Consider the following 18115-nt stretch of genomic DNA (forward strand, 5'->3'; position numbering starts at 1 on the left):
TCCTGGGATATTCATCGCCGTCAACATCAGGTCTGACAGCGATCGGCTCGGTTTATCAGTCCCGAATCTGGTGGATCACATCCACGACCGAACCATCGCGATAACGCACCACCGCGACAATACGATCGGTAAACTCGATGGCTTGAGGTTTACCCGTCAGCAACTCTGCCCGTTGTTGCAATTGCTCAATGGTGGTGAGCGAAATACCCGCAGCGCTGAGGTTATCAATCAGATCCTGCCGTGCCGGATTGACGGCAATGCCATGATCGGTAATCAGGACATCGACACTGGCACCAGGGGTGACGGTGGTTATGACCTTTTCCACCACGCAAGGAATACGCCCGCGTACCAGCGGTGCGGTGATGATCGTCAAATCCGCTCCCGCCGCCGTATCACTATGGCCGCCGGATGCACCACGCAGTACCCCGTTAGAACCAGTCATCACGTTGACGTTGTAGTTAATGTCAATTTCCAGCGCACTGAGCATCACCACATTCAGGCGTTCACACGCCGCCCCTTTGGAGCTGGGGTTAGCATACTGATTGGCTGAAATCTCAATGTGATTGGGGTTTTGCGCCAGCGAACGCGTGGCATCGCCGTCGAAGGATTGCGTATCGAGAAGGGCTTTGATTAACCCCTTTTCATGCAGGTCGACCATCGTGCCGGTGATGCCACCGAGGCCAAAGCCCGCGGTAATATTGTGACGACGCATTTTGTCTTCCAGAAAACGCGTCACCGCTAGTGAAGCGCCGCCCGTACCGGTTTGCAGTGAAAATCCATCATTGAAATAGCCGGAATGCTCAATGACATTTGCCGCCTGCCGGGCAATAAGCAACTCCCTCGGGTTACTGGACAGGCGAATCGCACCCGCGGTGATTTTGTCCGGATCGCCGACTTCATCAACCTGCACAATGAAATCAACTCGATCCTGAGCGATGCTGGCTGGGTAATTCGGATAATCCACCCACTCTTCTGTCAGCAACACCACACATTTGGCGTGATCCGCATCCACTCGCGCATAACCCAACGATCCACAACGCGATTTACCGCTGAACCCATTAGCGTTGCCAAATTCGTCACAGCAAGGCACGCCGAGGAACGTGACATCAATATTCAGTTCACCACTTGTGATCAGATGGACACGCCCACCGTGCGAGTGGATTTGCACTGGGTTTTCCATTAAGCCTGCGGAAATTTCCTCCCCTAATTTGCCACGCAAACCGGAGGTGTAAATTTGGCGGATGACGCCATTTTTGATGTGTTCGATCAGCGGCCAGTGAGCGTCGATTAACGAACTGGAGGCAAGGGTCAAATCGCGAAAGCCCATCTCTGCCAGCTTCGCCACCACCATATTGACGACTTTGTCCCCCCCGCGAAAGGCGTGATGGAAAGAGATGGTCATGCCATTTTGTAGCCCGGAGCGGCGAATGGCCTCTTCCAGCGAAGCGCACACTTTACGGCGACGCTTTTCACTTTCGCTGCTCAACCAGGGGCTACGAACCGTCACACCGCTGAAGGGTTGGAGATCTTTCTCATCCCGATAATGGGTTTTAAGTACTTCGATTGTCTTTTTCATCTTCTCTTCCTTAATCCCTAATCCCTGATGCCGACAGCGTCACGACTTTTCTGGCATGATCAATAATCGGCCCATCCACCATTTTGCCATGCAGTGAAACGACGCCCAGACCGCGTGATTCCGCTTCTTTCGCTGCGGCAATCACCTCGAATGCGTGTTCAACTTCTTTACGCGTTGGCGCATAGGCCTGGTGGAGAAGTTCTATCTGACGCGGATTCACCAGCGATTTACCGTTGAAGCCCAACCCACGAGCCAGTTTCACCTCTTTCAGGAAGCCTTCTTCATTATTAATATCCGACCACACCGCATCGTAGGCCGCGATGCCCGCCACTCTTGCCGCATGTAGCACCGCACAACGTGCGTAAAACAACTCAGTCCCATCCCCGCGACACGTCCCCATATCCATCACGTAATCAAACGCGGCCAGGGCAATCGCCACCATTCGTGGGCTGGAAGTGGCAATTTCAACCGCGTTCACCACGCCCATCGCTGATTCGACCGCCGCCATGATTTTCGTGCTGCCCGCTTCGCGGCCACACACAAGCTCGATGCGTTCAATGTGTTTTTCCAGCTCCAGCACATCCTCTTTACTGTCGGTTTTTGGCAGGCGAACAATATTGACTCCACCGCGAACCGCCGCTTCTAAATCGCTAAGTCCGAAGGGGGTATTCAGCGGATTAATGCGCACCACTTTTTCCACATTCTGATAAAAGGGATGTTGCAGTGCGTGATAAACCAGTAAGCGGGCGGTATCTTTTTCCCTTAGCGCCACTGCATCTTCCAGGTCAAACATCACCGCATCGGCGCCATAAACAAAGGAGGTACTCAACATAGCGGCGTTAGCACCGGGGATAAAAAGCATGCTGCGACGGGGTTTCATAGCTGGCTCCATTGAATTTGGGATTGTCCGGCTGCGCGCAATACTGCGGCCTGAATACGGGCGCGAAGCACACATTCCAGCGCCCCTTTGTCATCCACCACTACCCTTGCTCGAGTCACGCCCATACGGGTGAGGGTTTCCCGTGTCACCTGTTCAATGGCGGCACCAAATTGTTTTTTCACCAGACTTTCAATTTCAAGCTGAATACCTGATTCATCAGATGGCCCAATTCTGATCATCGCATCACTGGATTCCAGCGTGCCAGCCAGCGCATCTTTTATGATTTCCATTAGTTCTATTCCTTAGTTTCAAAGTAGCGTCAGGCGGTTTGTTTGTTGCTTGCCGCCAAACGTGTCAGAAATGTGAGGGTTGCCGGAGGCACCAGAGGGGCAACGGCCTGCCAGTCGCCCGCCTGGTAAAGCTTGCGGACGCGCGAAGCGGAAACCGGAGCGCCGCGTAATTCCATACGTTCCAGTTCAACCACCTCGATTGCAGGCCAGGGCGCAGCTTCTGCGCTTAGCGAGATTTTCATGCGCTGGTTGTAGGCGTGGGTCAGCGGGCATAACGGTTCACTGCCGACAAAACGGTGGGTAATACCCAGTACAGGAGCAAGGTGCTGACGAAAAAGTTGCAGATCGATCTGGCTGTGGCAGTCGTCGACCACGCCCTTTTCTTTCAGGAAGTAACCGGGGAAAGTTGCCCGAGAAATCAGATAGGCTGAGCCGGGATGCAGCGTGACGTGCGGGATACCGGCAATGCCCTGTTCAATTAGCTTCCAGCGATCGTTATAGCTGAAACAGGAGGCATCCTCTTTCACTACAAACAGATGCAGCCAGTCACATTGGCGCGCCGCCTGCTCCACCAGCCAGCGGTGCCCGAGCGTAAAGGGATTGGCGTTCATCACGATGGCACCCACCTTTTCCCCCGGCTGGCGATACATCGCTAACTGTCGACAGTAACGGCTCAGACGTTCACTGCTGTTTTCCATTAGAACCGCCTGATGGCCGGCGTGGGCGATAACTGAGAAGCCCGCTGCGGAAAACAGAACGGCATTTTCTGGTTTGGTGAATAAAAACAGCTCGCTGCGCCCAAGTTCATAAGCCAGAGTCAGCAGTTCGGTGAGTAATTTCAGACTCACCCCTTCCCCTTGCAGCTGCGGGTCAACGGCAATGCACTTCAGAACATTACCAGCCAGCGTTCCACAACCCACAAGGCGTCCGCATTGCTCGGCAATAACAAAGATTTCGCAATCACCGTCTGGGGTTAAACCTGCGGTTTGTAAGAAATCCAGGATGGCACTCATGCGCAGGGCATCGCGCTGCGGATAAACCCGTTTAAATGTCAGATTCATTATTTTTAGGTTCTCAGAAAATAATAACGGCTATTGCGCCACGGTTATGAAAAACGTTCTTCTATTCAGCTCACAATTTATTCAGCCTTTTTATTGGCTTTATAATTTTTATGTTGTTAATTATTTAAGCGCCATAAAAATAATTAAAGCCATTAAAAATACAATCGCAAAGTGAAGAGTGTCACATCAAGCCGCACCATCCTTTTATTAACATGCGATGGCCTTGAAACTATTTCATATACTTAATAACAGGATGTCTCATGACAAACATAAGCCAACTCCCGGCCTCGGAAAAAAAGGTGGTTAGTGGATTGCTGAAGTTTAAAATCTTCGGCATGCCGTTACCGCTGTATGCGTTCACGCTTATTACGCTGTTACTTTCACATTTCAATGATGCATTGCCGACTGATTTGGTCGGTGGCTTATCACTGATGTTTATCATTGGTGCTATTTTTGGAGAAATAGGTAAACGCTTACCGATATTCAATAAATATATCGGTGGTGCGCCGGTGATGATTTTTCTGGTTACCGCCTGGTTTGTTTATGCCGGAATATTCACGCAAAAAGAAATTGATGCCATCACTAATGTGATGGACAAGAGTAATTTCCTGAATTTATTTATTGCAGTATTGATTACCGGTGCGATTCTTTCAGTGAACAGAAAGTTACTGCTGAAATCTCTGCTTGGCTATATTCCAACCATTCTGTTAGGCATTCTCGGGGCATCCGTTTTTGGCATTGTCATCGGCTTGTGTTTTGGTATTCCCATTGACCGGATCATGATGCTTTATGTATTACCGATCATGGGCGGTGGCAATGGTGCCGGTGCCGTTCCGTTGTCAGAGATTTACCATTCTGTGACTGGACGCTCGCGTGAAGAGTATTACTCTACCGCCATCGCGATTCTGACTATTGCCAATATCTTCGCCATCGTTATTGCCGCCGTTCTGGATATTATCGGCAAAAAATATCCTGTGCTCAGCGGTGAAGGTGAACTCGTCCGAAAAACTTCTTTTAAAGTGGAGGAGGATGAAAAAGCGGGTGAGATTACCCATCGCGAAACCGCTGTCGGTTTAGTGCTTTCCACCACCTGTTTCTTGCTGGCCTATGTGATTGCAAAAAAAATCCTGCCAAGTATTGGTGGCGTTGAGATCCACACCTTTGCATGGATGGTGCTGATTATCGCGGCACTGAATGCTTCGGGTCTTTGCCCTCCAGAAATTAAAGCCGGGGCCAAACGCCTGTCTGATTTCTTCTCCAAACAATTGCTCTGGGTGCTGATGGTCGGCGTCGGGGTTTGTTATACCGATTTACAGGAAATCATCGACGCGTTGACTCTGGTTAACGTCATCATCGCGGGCTTCATTGTTATTGGTGCGGTAATCGGTTCAGCGATTGGCGGTTGGTTGATGGGCTTCTACCCCATTGAATCCTCTATTACCGCTGGCCTGTGCATGGCTAACCGTGGCGGGTCAGGTGATCTGGAAGTCCTCTCTGCCTGTAACCGTATGAATCTTATCTCTTATGCGCAAATCTCCTCTCGTCTTGGCGGCGGTATTGTGCTGGTCATCGCCAGTATTGTGTTTGGCATGTTCATCTAAATCATTGCGCGGTAGCCCCGTTTGCTACCTCGCCTCACTTTGAGGTGTAGTCCATGACCGATGCCCAACTGTTGAGCGAAGGCTTTACGCTCATGTTTGCTGGAATGGGATTTGTTGTGCTGTTTTTACTGTTGCTTATTCTGGCTATCCGCCTGATGTCGACCGCCATTAATCACTTTTTCCCGGAACCTGTCGCAGCCCCTGGCACCCAGCGTACTGCGCCTGCCGTCGTGGATACCCGCGCCCATTTAATGCCGGTGATTGCCGCCGCTATTTATCATCATCGTCAAATTAACCCCGATTTACGGAGTCACTCATGACCGTTGCTATTACCGATGTCGTCCTTCGCGATGCTCACCAGTCCCTGTTCGCAACCCGTCTGCGTCTTGACGATATGCTGCCCATTGCCTCCGCTCTCGATGAGATGGGTTATTGGTCGCTTGAATGTTGGGGCGGCGCAACATTTGACTCCTGTATTCGTTTTCTCGGAGAAGACCCCTGGTTGCGTTTACGAGAGTTGAAAAAAGCGATACCGAAAACGCCGCTGCAAATGTTGCTGCGTGGGCAGAATCTACTGGGTTATCGCCATTATGCTGATGACGTTGTGGAACGCTTTGTCGAACGAGCCGTGAAAAACGGCATGGATGTGTTTCGCGTATTTGATGCGATGAACGATCCGCGCAATATGCGTGCTGCCCTGCAGGCAGTGCGCAGTCACGGTGCGCACGCCCAGGGGACGCTTTCCTATACCACAAGCCCGGTGCATACCTTACAAACCTGGCTTGATCTGACAGAACAACTGCTGGAAACCGGCGTTGATTCTATTGTTATTAAAGATATGTCCGGCATCCTCACGCCTGCTGCGGCCCATGAGCTGGTACGGGAAATTAAAAGTCGCTACGACGTGCGCCTGCATCTGCATTGCCATGCGACGACCGGCATGGCAGAAATGACGCTGTTGAAGGCGATTGAAGCAGGCATTGATGGTGTAGATACCGCGATTTCTTCGATGAGTGCGACCTATGGTCATCCGGCCACCGAAGCGATGGCGGCGGCCCTCGCAGGCACCTCCAACGACACGGGTTTAAATATCGAAAAACTGGAGAAGATCGCCGCCTATTTCCGCGATGTTCGCAAGAAGTACCACGCTTTTGAAGGGCAACTGAAAGGCTACGATAGCCGGATTCTGGTCGCACAGGTACCCGGAGGGATGCTCACCAATCTGGAAAGCCAACTCAAACAGCAAAATGCGACGGATAAACTCGATGCGGTACTGCTGGAGATCCCGCGAGTGCGTGAAGATCTCGGCTTTATTCCGTTGGTGACACCGACTTCGCAAATCGTCGGGACTCAGGCGGTACTGAATGTTCTCAGTGGCGAGCGATACAAAACTATTGCCAAAGAAACGGCCGGGATCCTGAAAGGAGAATATGGCCGTACGCCCGCGCCGGTTGAGGCAAAACTTCAGGCGCGGGTGCTGGAAAATAATCCCCCCGTCACCTGTCGCCCGGCGGATTTGCTTCCCCCTGAACTGTCGCAACTGGAAACGGATGTGAAACGCCAGGCCGCAGAGAAAGGTATTCAGCTGGCAGCTAACGCCATTGATGACGTGCTGACAGTGGCACTGTTCCCACAAATTGGTATGAAGTTTCTTGAGAATCGCGGTAATCCGGCAACGTTCGAACCGGTACCGCAACAGGAGCAGGCGAAAACGCCATCGGCACCTGTAAATCCTTCTCAACCGGTTTCGGGGCCCAGTGTTTATACCCTCGAAGTGGAAGGTAAAGCCTTTGTGGTGAAGGTCAGCGAAGGGGGGGATTTAACTCAGGTTGTTCCGCTTAACGCCCCTGCTACACCTGCTACATCCCCAGCTGTGACAACCGGTACGCCTGTCTGCGCCCCACTTTCTGGCACTATCTGGAAGGTCGTCGTCACGGAAGGCCAGCACGTGGCCGAAGGAGAAGTGTTACTGATCCTCGAAGCCATGAAGATGGAAACTGAAATCCGCGCAGCCCAGGCCGGCGTGGTGCGCGGAATTACAGTGAAATCTGGCGATGCGGTGGCGGTAGGCGATTCCCTGCTGACACTGGCATAACGGGGGCGGCATGGAAAGTTTGAATACGCTGATACAAGGGTTGGGCTTTATGCATTTACAGGCAGGCCAGGGAGTCATGCTGCTGGTCAGTCTGGTATTGCTTTGGCTGGCAATCGCCAGGAAATTCGAGCCATTATTACTCTTACCAATAGGTTTTGGTGGCCTGCTGGCGAACATTCCTGAAGCCGGACTGGCGTTAACCGCGCTTGAAAACCTGCTGGCTCACCACGACGCCATCGCTCTTGGAGTGATTGCTGAAAAGTTGAATTGCGCCGTGGATGTTCACGTGATCAAAGAAGCGTTAGCGCTGGCATTGCCATCCGTGCAAAACCAGATGGAAACCCTGGCGACGGATCTGGGCTACAGCACGGGTGTGCTGGCCATATTCTATAAAGTGGCCATCGATTCTGGTGTTGCACCACTGGTTATCTTTATGGGTGTCGGTGCCATGACGGACTTCGGCCCGTTACTGGCTAACCCGCGTACTTTGTTGCTGGGGGCGGCGGCACAATTCGGTATTTTCGCCACGGTACTTGGTGCGTTAGGGCTGAACTATTTTGGCTTTATTCACTTCACCCTGCCCCAGGCCGCATCGATTGGCATTATCGGTGGCGCTGATGGGCCAACAGCGATTTATCTCTCCAGCAAACTGGCACCGGAACTACTCGGCGCCATTGCGGTAGCCGCCTACTCGTATATGGCGTTGGTGCCACTGATCCAGCCGCCAATCATGAAAGCGTTGACCACCGAATCCGAACGCAAAATTCGCATGGTGCAATTGCGCAACGTCAGTAAGCGGGAAAAAATCCTCTTCCCAGCGGTACTTCTGCTTCTGGTGGCATTGCTGCTTCCGGATGCGGCCCCGCTGTTGGGCATGTTCTGCTTTGGCAATCTAATGCGTGAAAGTGGTGTGGTCGAACGCCTGAGTGATACGGTGCAAAATGGGCTAATTAATATCGTAACCATTTTCCTCGGCTTGTCCGTGGGGGCAAAACTGGTCGCCGATAAGTTCCTGCAACCGCAGACCCTGGGGATTTTACTGCTCGGTATGATCGCCTTTGGTATCGGCACGGCAACCGGTGTGCTGATGGCAAAGTTACTGAATAAATTTGGCAACAACCCGATCAATCCGCTTATCGGTTCCGCAGGGGTTTCGGCAGTCCCGATGGCAGCGCGTGTTTCCAATAAAATCGGCCTCGAAGCAGATCCACAAAACTTCCTGCTGATGCACGCCATGGGCCCCAACGTCGCAGGGGTCATTGGTTCGGCGATTGCCGCCGGCGTCATGCTCAAATACGTGCTCGGAATGTAGCCATATAATGCGGAGTCCGCTCCGCATTTGTCCAAAATAATATAAAAGAAAAAACTGAAAATCAGAGCCGTAGCAATCTATAAAACTCTTAAACAACGGAAAATATTTTTTATTTACTTATCCTATATGTCAATTAGCCAAGTCACTCACTGGTTCGCCAGACGCTCATTTCAGAATCGCATTTTCTTGCTGATTCTTTTCACTTCTACGGTGGTGATGCTGGCCATTTATTGGTACCTGACCAGTATCAGTAGAGAGCGTTTGCATTACCAGGTTGGACAACGTGCGCTAATTCAGGCGATGCAGATATCTGCCATGCCGGAACTGGTTGAAGCGGTGCAAGCGGCAGATATTAAACGAATCAAAGTGTTAATTGATCCTATGCGATCGTTCTCGGACGCCGTTTATATTACCGTCGGTGATTCTCAAGGCCGCCGGCTTTATCACGTAAATTCAAGCGAGATTGGAAAATTTATGGAGGGGGGTGACAGCCAGGAGGCCCTTTCTCAGGCCAAAAGCTATATCTCAGTGCGTAAAGGTTCACTCGGTTCTTCTTTACGGGGTAAATCGCCGATTCAAGACAGCACCGGGAAAGTTATCGGTATTGTCTCCGTGGGTTATACCCTTGAGCAGTTAAATAACTGGCTCAATTTGCAACTCAGCTCTGTGATACCACCGATGGTTATCATGCTGTTTTTATTATTGCTTTGCGCCAGAATTTTTTCTCTACATATTAAAAAGCAAATGCTCAATATGGAGCCACAACAGCTAGCTCAATTAGTTATCCAGCAAAGTGTCTTGTTTGAATCAGTATTTGAAGGGTTGATTGCCATTAATTCAGATTATCGCATTACGGCCATTAACCAGACCGCACGGCGGATGCTGAACCTCGTTCAGCCGGAACAGAATCTGATCGGCAAAATTATTAGCCAGGTAGTGTCACCCGATAACTTTTTTTATCATCAGCCAGAGAAAAATAAGAAAGATGAGATCGTCGTTTTTAAGGATATTAAAGTCATTGCCAGCCGCATGGCGGTTATTTTGCATGGTGTGCCTCGTGGTTGGGTGATTAGTTTTCGCAGCAAAGACGATATTAATACTCTTAGCCTGCAACTTAGCCAGATCCAGCAATATGCGGATAACTTGCGTGCCGTACAACATGAACATCGTAATCTCATTTCAACTATCGCCGGACTGCTTTTTTTGAAGCGTTATGACAACGCGCTCGAACTGATTCAATTGCAGTCGGAAAGCCACCAAAAAGTTGTCGATTTCATTGCTACTAATTTTAAAAATAATCACCTTGCCGGTTTATTGATCGGCAAATATTACCGTGCCAAGGAATTGGGGCTGGAACTGGTGTTTGATCCCGGTTGTTACGTAGAAACGCTGCCAGAAACGTTAACCCAAAATGAATGGATTTCTATTGTCGGCAATTTGTTGGATAACGCCTACAACGCCACCATTCGTCAGCCGGGAGGCTCAACTCGCATTGAGTGTCTGATCAACAGTGAAGGCGCGGAAGTGATCATTGAAGTTGCCGATCAGGGTTGCGGAATTGATGAAAGCATCCGCGATTGCATTTTTGATCGCGGAATTTCCAGCAGCAAAAGCGCTGAGCATGGCATCGGATTATGGCTGGTGAGAAGTTATGTCCAACAGGCGGGAGGCTCCATCGTCGTTGAAAACAACATTCCATCCGGCACCATTTTTACCCTGTACATTCCACAAACAAGAGAAGAACATCATGGACTGTATCACTACACTGGTCGTTGAAGACGAACCCCTGCTCGCTGAGATTCTGGTCGATACCATCAGGCTCTTCCCCCAATTCAATGTGATTGGCGTGGCGGATAAACTAGAAACAGCCAAAAAATATATTCGCCTTTATCAGCCTGAATTAATTCTGCTGGATAATTTTTTGCCCGATGGCAAAGGTATCGAATTAATAAAGCACGCGGTCAGTATCAATTATTCTGGGCGAATTATTTTTATTACCGCCGATAATCATATGGACACCATCAGCGAAGCCATCCGACTCGGCGTGTTCGACTATCTCATTAAGCCGGTGCATTACCAACGCCTGCAACATACCCTGGAACGTTTCTCCCGCTATCGCAGTTCGTTGCGTTCCAATGAGCAAGCCAACCAAATGCATGTTGATGCCCTTTTTAATATTCAGGCCAAAGAGCTACTGGTGCCAGCGGCCTCTACCCTGCGGGGAATTGACGAGTCGACATTAAGCCGCGTGCGGCAGTTATTTAACGAGCGGCATATCGTCCATACCGCCGATTCCCTCTCTCACCTGTTTGGTTGCAGTAAAACCACCGCCAGGCGCTATCTGGAACAAGGGGTGAAGGACGATTTCCTGGAAGCCGAAATCAATTATGGCAAAGTGGGCCGGCCGGAGCGCATTTACCACGGAAAATAGTCTGGCTTATCTCTGCCATCCGGGGCGCGATTATCGCCAGAGGTATGAACGGGTTACGGTTATGCGTGCTGCCGGCCCTTTCTCTATATCAGAGCAATAATTATTTTGTTTTTTATTAAATGAAATAAGGCAAGCATTGCGACGGCTATTTGATAAAAATACCACCCCCAAAAAAGCTGAATTGATTAATACCGTGATTAATCGTGCACTCGTGTTGAGGTCAGCCATGGGGAATGATGTGAAGTTTTATTAATTGTAGAGTCCCCCCCTATTTGGCGTGATTCCCTATTTTGAGGTTTACCATGAAAAAATCTGTATTGATGCTTCTGACATTGTCTGCGCTTTTCACTGCCATCCCTGCTCAAGCAACTCAGCAGGCGACTGAGCGCCGTGATGCACGCGATGTGCGCCAGGATACGCGTCAGGATTCACGTGAAGTTAAGCAAGATTGCCGCAATGGTGTATTCGGGAATGCCGATTGCCGCCAGGATCATCGTGAGAACAAACAAGATGGCCGCGACGCTGCACGTGATGTGAAGTACTAATATCGCCATTCGCTAACCACCAGCCAGACCGGGATGTCATCGATATTTTTCCCCCTGATGGTGGTCATCTGTCACGGGTAATGACGCTATTCCCCTGACCAGAATATAGCGAAAACTCATATGAATTTTAGTATTACGCGTCTGCGCGCTTGCACGAGCGGGTTGCTTTCCAGTCTGGCTAACAAGCGCTGGTTGCTGCTCGCTTTGTTCGTTCAGGGGATGGCTGCTACCAGCTATCTTTATCTGGAACGCAACGGGATTGAAACCGGTGTGGTCCAGAGCCTTAAAAATGTGTCGGCGATGCATTTGCGCAGCTTTGAGCAACTCGAAAATACCATCCGCTATCAGCTTCTGACGGTTGGCGAGAGAATGCTGGCTAACAGTCGCATCGACTCCGGCTCGCAAAATGATAACAGTCGGCTGAAAACCGAGATCGGTCATCCGTGGCTGGATACGGTTATCGTTCTTGATCCAACAGGCAATATTGTGGCATCTGACTCCACTGTGCCACTCGCCTCAATCCTGCCAGCCAGCGTGCTGAAATCGCACTCCTTTAAGGGCTTACCCCAATATCAGTCCTTCTACAAAGGCCTCGGTTCTTCCTTCTTTGTACCCCGGCATTACGCCTCTGAAGCAGGCAGCAAAGGGTTGGTGATGTACCAGACCATCTCATCACGCGAGGGAGAAATTTTAGGCAGTGTGGTGGGTTATACCAAACTGAACAGTTTGTCCTCCTTGCTCAGGACTGATATCACACGGGGTTTTGATCTGGGCAAGGACGGTATTTTGGCCCTTCTTGATAACCGCACTGACGATGTCCTGTATCGCTATTCGTATGCCCAGGATCCCATAAATAAAAATCACAGTGACTCAGGGGTGATCGCAAAGGCACATTTTCGCGACACAAAGTACGGACCAAATGTGAAGTTCTACCGCTCGCCGATTGACGGTGTGGAGCGACTTGCGGTGCTGCAACCTCTGCATCAGGGGCAATGGCTGCAATTGACCGCTCAAAGTAAGAACGTCTACGAGTTTTACTGGCAACGTCAGGTGGTTATTTCCATCCTGTTATTTGCCTGTCTTGCGGTATTACAGTGGTTACTGATGAGCGCTTATCAGCGCAGTCGCCAGCAGCGCCTGCTATTGGATTTGGTCCTTGATTCCGTGGACGCCTGCGTCTATTTCAAAACCAGTGAACGGCACTTTGCCTACGTCAATGCAAAGACCGCAGAGCTGTTTGGCCTTCGCGCCGAAAAGATCATTGGCAAACGGGATAGCGAAGTTCTGCCACAGAAAATGGCTGATGATTTCTGGATCACGGACAGCAAGGTGCTCACTGCGGGTAGCAAGCAGATGTGCACAGAAATTGTGACCAATCCGCAAGGGGAAACCCGTTATTACTCATCCATTAAGGTCCCGGTGCAATTGCCAGGGCAACTGCCTGCCCTGGTGGGTATTTCGAATGATGTCACCGAATTACATCAGCAAACCCTCGCCCGCGAAGCCGCAGAGATTGAGCTGGCGGCGCACAACCACTCGCTATTGCTGCACAACATCGTCCTGGAGAAATTGGGTGATAACACCCCGCTTTCCGAAGTGCTGGACACCATGGTGCGCATCATCAATGACTATCGCCCGGGAATGATGAGTACCGTGCTACTGCTTGATGATGATGGCAAGACACTGATTGGTTGTGCAGGACCGGATTTACCTGAAGCCTGGTGGAGTAACAGTGCGCGGCTTCCGGTCAAAGAGGGCTACGGATCTGCGGTGACAGCGGTGCTTCGGGGTGAAACCGTGATTGCCGAGGACATTGCCATCCATCCGTGTTGGGCTGCGTTACGTGAAGTCGCTTGTGGTCAGGGGCTGCGTGCGGCCTGGGCGCAGCCAGTCAAAGACAATGAAGGCCGGATCCTCGGCGTCTTCGGTATGTACAAGCGGGAACCCGCCACTCCGGATACCCATGATCTTGCCCTGCTGGAGGATTACGCCCGTCTCGCGCAAATGGCTATTGAGCGTGCGCGAATGGCCGTAGCGCTTCAGGAAAGCCAGGCCCTGTATCGTCTGATTGCAGAAAACAGCAATGATCTTATCTGGGTGATGAAATATCCCTTTTTGACCTGCAGTTATGTCAGCCCGTCGGCTGAACGGATACGTGGCTGGACGGCAGAAGAAATAATGGAACAGCAACTGGAGGAGATGGTCTCGGAAGACTCAGTGCGACTGATACAAGAGACGCTCCAGGACTGCATGCAACGAATCAGCGAAGGCGACCTGTCGGGCCAGTTCTTTAGCATGGAGCTGGAGCATTTGCACAAGGATGGACGCGTGGTTCCGGTCGAAGCTAAGGGCACCATCATGCTCGATAGTGAGGGTAAACCCTCTCACATCATCGGCAACACCCGCGACATAACCAAACGCAGAGCCGCCGAGAACGCATTGCATTTGGCCCGGGAGCAACTCGCTGACCAGTTACTGTTTGCACAAACACTCATCAATGCGATTCCCAACCCGGTGTTCGCCAAGGACCTTACGGGGCGCTACATGATGTGCAACACGGCGTATGAGGAATACAAAGGCAAGTCCCACCAGCAAATACTCGGCAAGAATGTTTTCGATCTATGCCCGCGGGAAATGGCAGAGGTCCACTCTGAGGCAGACCGCGCACTCTTCGACAATCCGCATTCCCAGATGTATGAAGCGAAAGCAGTGTATCGTGACGGGTCACAACGTGATGCCTTATTTAACCGGGCGGTATTCCGCAACAGCAACAAAGAGGTGGCAGGTCTGGTGGGTGTGATGCTGGACATTACGCAACGCAAAGCGGCGGAGGAAGTTATTCGGAATATGGCATTCTTCGACCAACTGACGGGTCTGCCCAATCGCCGGATGATGGAAGACCGGCTTAGCCAGATGCTGGCACTGGCGAAACGGGAGCAACGCAAGCTGTCGCTGCTGTTTGTCGATCTGGATAAGTTCAAGGCGGTGAATGACCAGCACGGTCATCAGGCGGGTGACTGGCTGCTGCCACAGGTTGCCTACCGGATGAGTGCGCAACTGCGCCTCTCCGATACGGTGTCACGCATTGGCGGCGATGAATTTGTCATCCTGCTGCCCGATACTCACACCACAGAAGATGCCGTTCTGGTGGCGGAGAAGATCCGTGCGGTACTGGAACTCCCGTTTGTCATGGAGAATGACGTTGTGCTGGAGATTTCGTCGAGTATTGGTGTGGTGATGTACCCTGACCAGGCGGACACCGTGCGCGATTTACTGCACTTTGGCGACGAAGCCATGTATCGCGCCAAGAAGAATGGCAGGAATGCCGTGGAAGTCTTTGATCACCCGCTCCTGTAGAGCCTCGCACACACTCTGACTTCACTGGCGGCTCGCGCACTTGAAACGACTCAAACGCTAAAAACGAAAAAGCCCCAGCTTATTTCTAAGCTGGGGCCTGAATGTTGGTGGAAGCGTAGAGATTCGAACTCTAGAACCCTTTCGGATCGCCGGTTTTCAAGACCGGTGCCTTCAACCACTCGGCCACGCTTCCAACGAGGCGAACTATAAACATCCCCATACTTCCTGTAAAGCACGATTTTGTTCGTTCGCCTGATAATTCACCAAACTCGTGTTGTTTGAGCGAAACATCAACAACCTGAGTAATTTAACATCAGGATCGTTGCAGCTTTGCAGCCTGCATCCAGCGGGCATCAATGTTTTTTAATGTACATATCTTTGGTGTAGTAGAAACCAAGGTTGTTTGGCGCGTATCCCCCGACAAAAGGTTTCACCAACTGGGCTAAAACATAGTGATAAACCGGAATGGCTGGCACGTCTTCTGCAAGTTTATCCTCAGCTTGTTGATAGAACTTACCGCGCTGTTCAACATTGTCGGCTTTGGCTGCATTTTTTAGTGCGTCATCAAAAGCGGCATTGCTGTACTTCGAAGTGTTTTCGCTATCGCCAGTGCGGAAGTTGTTCAGGAAAGTTGCTGCATCGTCGTAATCAGCAATCCATGCATAACGCACCACGTCGAATGTTCCGTTATGCATTGTATCGAGCATCGTTTTCCATTCCTGGTTTTGCAGCTTCGCTTCAACCCCCAGATTTTTCTTCCACATTGAACTGGCGGCAATGGCAATGCGCTGATGCGATTCAGAGGTGTTGTACAACAAATTAAAACTCAACGGATGAGAGGAATTAAATCCCGCTTCTTCCAGTAGCTTTTTTGCTTCTGCTACACGCTTCTCATGGCTCCAGCTGGCGTAATCAGGAGATTTGAGTTCAACGCCACCAATACTTTTCTGACTGATAACCCACGCTGGAATTTGCCCCTGCCCTAACACTTTTTCAGCGATGATATCTTTGTCGAGCGCCATATTCAGCGCACGCCGCACACGCGGGTCATTGAATGGCGCTTGAGTGGTATTGAACTGGTAGTAGTAGGTTGCAAGCTTCGGGGTGACGTGAACCTGATCCGGAATGGATTTCTTCAATGAAGCGTATAGCGTTTGGGGGACGGTCAAAACTATATCTATCTCACCTGCTTTATAACGATTGATGTCTGCCGTTTCAGAAGCTATCGGCAGATAAGTGACTTTATTAATAACGGTATGGGCATCGTCCCAGTACTGTTTGTTACGCACTCCGATGACTTTTTCGTTAACCACCCAGTCTGAAAGCGTATACGCACCACTGCTGACAAAATTGCCTGGCTGCGTCCATTTGTCACCGAATTTCTCAACAACAGCTTTATCAACAACCACCAACGATGTATGTGCGAGCATTGCGAGGAATGCGGCGGTTGGTTGGGTCAGCGTAACTTGTAGCGTCGAATCATCTAACGCTTTAACACCTAACGTATCAGGGGATTTTTTACCTTCTGCAATATCTGCCGCATTTTCCACATGCATATTGCCGAGATAGCTTGCATAAGGCGACCCGGTTTTAGGGTCAACCAGACGCTGCCAACTCCAGACGACATCTTCAGCAGTTATCGACTCACCATTTGACCATTTAATTCCAGGTCGAAGATGGAAAACCCAGACCGTGCTGTTTTTCTCTTCCCATTTTTCGGCGAGTCTGGGTTCAATTGAACCGTCGTTGCGTACTTCTACCAGACCTTCAAAAAAGTCACTGATAATCGCCGACTCAACACTACTCTCGACCTTATGAGGATCCAGCGAAGCAGGTTCACTACCATTGTTGCGCACAATCTCTTGTTTCTGTGCCAGTTCAGTCCCTGCCGGCACGTTAGCCGCCCAGGCACCGGAAATGGCACTAGCCAATCCAATAGCGATAAAAGATTTGATCAATGTGTTGTGGTGGGTTGCTTTCATTACACACGCCTTATTTGAGTTATTAACGACGGTACGGTTAACACTCTTAGCACCCGTATTAATTTAAGCAATAATTTCCAGCCACATATAAGTGAAATTTATGACGCATGTCTTGTCTGTTATTGAATTCTGGACAAGGTAAAGATGGGTAAAAGGGCTTCCTTGCAATAAAGGAGGCCATTATTCTCGGTCACTATAACCACCTGCTATAAGAGAGAGTTTCTGAATGGATCGCATTATTACTTCCTCGCGTGACCGTTCGTCACTGCTGAGTACCCACAAGGTACTGCGTAATACTTATTTTCTGCTCAGCCTTACACTGGCGTTTTCTGCGATAACCGCAACCGCCAGCACGGTGTTGATGCTGCCATCTCCGGGTCTGATTTTGACCCTGGTCGGCATGTATGGCCTGATGTTTTTAACCTACCGCCTGGCAGATAAGCCAACCGGTATTCTTGCAGCGTTCGCCTTTACTGGCTTCCTGGGTTATATCCTTGGACCAATGCTGAACTCCTACATCTCTGCCGGTATGGGAGATGTGATTGGCATGGCGTTAGGCGGCACGGCGCTGGTGTTCTTTAGTTGCTCTGCGTATGTGCTGACGACGCGTAAAGACATGTCCTTCCTCGGCGGTATGCTGATGGCGGGTGTTGTCGTTGTGCTGGTTGGTATGGTTGCTAACATCTTCCTGCAACTGCCTGCCCTGCACCTGGCGATAAGCGCGGTGTTTATCCTGATCTCTTCCGGCGCCATTTTGTTTGAGACCAGCAACATCATCCGCGGTGGCGAAACGAACTATATTCGCGCAACGGTGAGCTTGTACGTTTCTCTGTACAATATCTTCATCAGCTTGTTGAGCATTCTGGGCTTCGCAAGCCGCGATTAATCGCTTACCACTCTCCATTCTAAAGCCTCGCTAATGCGGGGCTTTGTTTATTCTGACGCGGCAAAATTTGCTACACTGCGGCCAGTTTTTCTGGAGCAA

The 18115-nt window shown here is 50.5% G+C and carries 14 protein-coding genes and 1 tRNA gene; 9 read left to right on the forward strand and 6 right to left on the reverse strand.

The annotated features are described in order from the left end of the window. Positions 1-55: 55 nt before the first annotated feature. The 4 genes from citF to citC are packed head-to-tail and all read right to left on the reverse strand — an operon-like array spanning position 56 to position 3807. Positions 56-1576 (reverse strand): citrate lyase subunit alpha, encoded by a 1521-nt coding sequence (gene citF / locus WBL83_RS03755; RefSeq protein ID WP_424587864.1) that lies wholly within the window; start codon positions 1574-1576, stop codon positions 56-58. A 10-nt stretch (positions 1577-1586) separates the two neighbouring features. Continuing rightward, positions 1587-2456: a citrate (pro-3S)-lyase subunit beta gene (gene citE / locus WBL83_RS03760; RefSeq protein WP_424587865.1), complete on the reverse strand. Its 870-nt coding sequence runs from the start codon at positions 2454-2456 to the stop codon at positions 1587-1589. Continuing rightward, complete coding sequence (citD, locus tag WBL83_RS03765) at positions 2453-2746, reverse strand: citrate lyase acyl carrier protein (RefSeq protein ID WP_424587866.1); 294 nt, start codon at positions 2744-2746, stop codon at positions 2453-2455. The genes citE and citD overlap by 4 nt, the downstream gene beginning before the upstream one ends. A 29-nt stretch (positions 2747-2775) precedes the next feature. After that, positions 2776-3807, reverse strand: a complete 1032-nt coding sequence (citC, locus tag WBL83_RS03770; protein ID WP_424587867.1) for a [citrate (pro-3S)-lyase] ligase — start codon at positions 3805-3807, stop codon at positions 2776-2778. Between the two features lie 260 nt (positions 3808-4067). On the opposite strand from citC, the gene citS reads away from it, so the two are divergent. From citS to WBL83_RS03810, 8 genes are all read left to right on the forward strand, one after another. After that, positions 4068-5408 carry a citrate/sodium symporter CitS gene (gene citS, locus WBL83_RS03775; RefSeq protein WP_424587868.1) on the forward strand — a complete coding sequence of 447 codons (1341 nt, stop codon included), beginning with the start codon at positions 4068-4070 and terminating at the stop codon, positions 5406-5408. Between the two features lie 53 nt (positions 5409-5461). Beyond that, positions 5462-5728: an oxaloacetate decarboxylase subunit gamma gene (locus tag WBL83_RS03780; RefSeq protein WP_424587869.1), complete on the forward strand. Its 267-nt coding sequence runs from the start codon at positions 5462-5464 to the stop codon at positions 5726-5728. Continuing rightward, the gene (oadA, locus tag WBL83_RS03785) at positions 5725-7503 is read left to right on the forward strand and encodes a sodium-extruding oxaloacetate decarboxylase subunit alpha (RefSeq protein WP_424587870.1); all 1779 of its coding nucleotides are present in this window, start codon (positions 5725-5727) and stop codon (positions 7501-7503) included. Before WBL83_RS03780 ends, oadA begins: the two co-directional genes overlap by 4 nt. A gap of 10 nt (positions 7504-7513) precedes the next feature. Next, positions 7514-8815, forward strand: coding sequence for an oxaloacetate decarboxylase subunit beta (locus WBL83_RS03790; protein ID WP_424587871.1), 1302 nt, complete (start codon positions 7514-7516; stop codon positions 8813-8815). Between the two features lie 126 nt (positions 8816-8941). Further along, positions 8942-10591 (forward strand): citrate sensor histidine kinase CitA, encoded by a 1650-nt coding sequence (gene citA, locus WBL83_RS03795; RefSeq protein ID WP_424587872.1) that lies wholly within the window; start codon positions 8942-8944, stop codon positions 10589-10591. After that, a complete protein-coding gene (citB, locus tag WBL83_RS03800) occupies positions 10563-11246 on the forward strand; it encodes a citrate response regulator transcription factor CitB (protein ID WP_424587873.1) in 684 nt (227 codons plus the stop codon). The genes citA and citB overlap by 29 nt, the downstream gene beginning before the upstream one ends. Positions 11247-11548: 302 nt before the next feature. Next, positions 11549-11791, forward strand: a complete 243-nt coding sequence (locus WBL83_RS03805) for a hypothetical protein (protein WP_424587874.1) — start codon at positions 11549-11551, stop codon at positions 11789-11791. A 120-nt stretch (positions 11792-11911) separates the two neighbouring features. Then, positions 11912-15148: a diguanylate cyclase gene (locus WBL83_RS03810; RefSeq protein ID WP_424587875.1), complete on the forward strand. Its 3237-nt coding sequence runs from the start codon at positions 11912-11914 to the stop codon at positions 15146-15148. A gap of 105 nt (positions 15149-15253) precedes the next feature. Here the strand turns inward: WBL83_RS03810 and WBL83_RS03815 are convergent. Both WBL83_RS03815 and WBL83_RS03820 read right to left on the reverse strand, forming a co-directional pair. Further along, a tRNA-Ser gene (locus WBL83_RS03815) sits at positions 15254-15341 on the reverse strand. A 160-nt stretch (positions 15342-15501) separates the two neighbouring features. After that, positions 15502-17130, reverse strand: a complete 1629-nt coding sequence (locus WBL83_RS03820; RefSeq protein WP_424587876.1) for an ABC transporter substrate-binding protein — start codon at positions 17128-17130, stop codon at positions 15502-15504. Positions 17131-17356: 226 nt separating this feature from the next. Between WBL83_RS03820 and yccA the strand changes: the two genes are divergently transcribed. After that, a complete protein-coding gene (gene yccA, locus WBL83_RS03825) occupies positions 17357-18016 on the forward strand; it encodes an FtsH protease modulator YccA (RefSeq protein ID WP_121813931.1) in 660 nt (219 codons plus the stop codon). Positions 18017-18115 lie beyond the last annotated feature (99 nt).

The sequence above is a fragment of the Buttiauxella sp. genome (assembly GCF_049686335.1).
Taxonomy (GTDB): domain Bacteria; phylum Pseudomonadota; class Gammaproteobacteria; order Enterobacterales; family Enterobacteriaceae; genus Buttiauxella.